Genomic DNA, 2253 nt, shown 5'->3' with positions numbered 1-2253 from the left:
CTCTACGGCAAGCTGGAGCAGGTGGTCCTGCCGCTGTACTACGCTTCGGCCGGTGATCCGTCCGGCTGGGTCGCCGTGATGAAGGGTGCCATTTGCAAAAACGCCTCCTATTTCAACAGTCACCGCATGATGCGCCGCTACGCGACCGAGGCTTACGTGCGTTAACCGGGAAATGGCCCTCCGGTGGGCTTTTCGTGCCATGTCTAACCGTTTGAGCCAGATCAAAACGGATCCAGTCAAACCTGGAAGAATCGTCTATAGTGGTGGGGCGCCCGCCGCCCCGCGGACCCGTGACCGCGACGAAAGGAGAAAACCAGCATGCAGGCCAAGGACGTGATGACCACTCCGGTGGTGACGGTGAAACCCGAGACCCAGGTTTCCGAAATCGCTCGGCTCCTGCTGGAGCGCGGTATCAGCGCCGTGCCCGTGGTGGACGCGCAGGAGCGGCTACTCGGCATCGTGAGCGAGGGGGATCTCATGCGCCGGCCCGAATCGGGCACCGAGCGCCGCCCGTCCTGGTGGCTCGCCTTGCTCAGCGACCCGCGGGAGGAAGCCCGGGAATACGTCAAGTCCCACGGTCTCCATGCCCAGGATATCATGACCCGGGACGTGATCACCGTCGAGGAAGACACACCGCTTCAGGAGATCGCGGCGCTGCTGGAAAAGCACCGCATCAAGCGCGTTCCGGTGGTGCGGAACGGCAAAGTGGTGGGCATCGTCAGTCGGGCCAACCTGCTCCAGGCACTGGTGGCGCAGCCGCCCGCCAAGGAGATCTCGGCAGACGACAGAACGCTGCGGGAGGCGGTGCTCAAGGCCGTGCAGTCCGTAGGGGCCGGGGCCGTCTTTGTGAACGCGGTGGTTTCGGAGGGGGTGGTCCACCTGTGGGGGATCACGGCCTTCGAGGAAGTGAAGAACGCGATTCGCGTTGCGGCGGAGCGGGTACCGGGGGTGAAGCAAGTGAAAGACGAAATCAAGGTGCTACCGCACCGCGCCATGGGCTATGAATAAGCGTGACTGCCATGGGAACCGGCTACGAGGACTATGAGGTGGTGCGCGTCACCAGCGAGTGCCGTCTGGTGGACGCGGGAGGGCGCGAGCATGTGTATTGGCGGCGCGATGGGCAACCTCTCCCGGCGGGCTGGTACGTCGTGAGCTGGCCTCCGGCGCCAGGACGGCAGTCGCGTCGTTTTAACGAAGATGCGATGTTCCGAGGCCCCTTCAAGCTGGAGGCGGAGGCGCACCACGCCCTGGCCCGGCTGCGGGCCGGACAGCCGTCCGCCGTCCAAGACGTTCAGGCGGCGGGCGCCGGGGCCCGGCCCGATGAGCCGGAGGGAACGCCGCCCCACAATGGGTCTTCGAAACGAACCCTCGGCTCGGTCGAGGTGCGCCGGCGTTGACCTCCCGCTGTCATGCGGAGCGAACCGGTCGAAGAAGCCCAAGCCGAGCTCGGCGTATCGAGTGATCGATCCGTACCTCGGAGGAGGTGTAGAAACGTACCCACTCAACCCGGGAGGCGCTCCAGCACCAGTCCCCCAGCGAGGAGAACGCCGTGGAGGGAGGCGGCAGCGAGGGTACGCTCGATCGCCGGCCGCAGCCGGCTCGGCTCATGAGCATGGCGCACTGCGTCGCGGCCCGCCAAGGCGGTGAGGGGCGCGGTGGCAAGGCCAAGCAAGGCCCACGAAGGCAGGAGACCCACGGCCACCGCCCCCGCTAGCCATAGGTACGCCCAGAGGCCGATCAGCACGTACCCCCAGCCCGCCCAGGCCGGAGAAAGCCGCACCACCCAGTGACGCTTGCCGGCGACGGCGTCGGCGCTGCGGTCCGGAAACTGGTTGATGTACAGAACGCTGGCAACCAGCAAGGCGTAGGACACCGCCGCCACCGCCGCCGTGGCGCTGAAGGCAGCGCGCTGCACGTAGTCTGTGCCCACCACGATCAGCCCGAAGCCGGCCGCGACGCAAAGCTCGCCAAGTCCCCGGCTATTCAGCTTAAAGGGTGGCGCCGAATAGGCCCAGCCGAGGAACAGGCCGGCCAAGCCCATGGCCCACACGCCCGGACCCGAGACCCATGCCAGGACGGATCCTGCCGCGATCACCGTTCCCAACAGGAGAGCGCCGAAGCGCGCGGTTTCTGGCGCCGACAGCACCCCGTTCTGGATGAAGCGGCTGCCGCCGGTGTAGGGAAAGATGCGCTCCGTGTTGATGGCGTCGGTGCCGTTGAGCGCGTCGTAGTAGTCGTTGAGCACGTTCACCC

3 protein-coding genes are annotated in these 2253 nt (G+C 66.5%); 2 read left to right on the top strand and 1 reads right to left on the bottom strand.

Annotation, left to right across the window (positions count from 1 at the left end):
• The first annotated feature begins 318 nt into the window (after positions 1-318).
• On the top strand, positions 319-1008 hold the full coding sequence (locus V7Q81_RS15780) for a CBS domain-containing protein (RefSeq protein ID WP_333845235.1): 690 nt from the start codon (positions 319-321) through the stop codon (positions 1006-1008).
• Between the two features lie 2 nt (positions 1009-1010).
• The gene (locus tag V7Q81_RS15775) at positions 1011-1397 is read left to right on the top strand and encodes a hypothetical protein (protein WP_333845233.1); all 387 of its coding nucleotides are present in this window, start codon (positions 1011-1013) and stop codon (positions 1395-1397) included.
• Between the two features lie 104 nt (positions 1398-1501).
• Here V7Q81_RS15775 and V7Q81_RS15770 read toward each other — a convergent pair.
• On the bottom strand, positions 1502-2253 hold a 752-nt coding region (locus tag V7Q81_RS15770; protein ID WP_333845231.1), incomplete at its 5' end, for a prenyltransferase.

It is taken from the genome of Pelomicrobium sp., from assembly GCF_036803785.1.
Lineage (GTDB): Bacteria > Pseudomonadota > Gammaproteobacteria > Burkholderiales > UBA6910 > Pelomicrobium.
The sequence above is the reverse complement of the archived record's forward strand: the minus strand, read 5'-3'. Positions and strand labels throughout refer to the sequence as shown.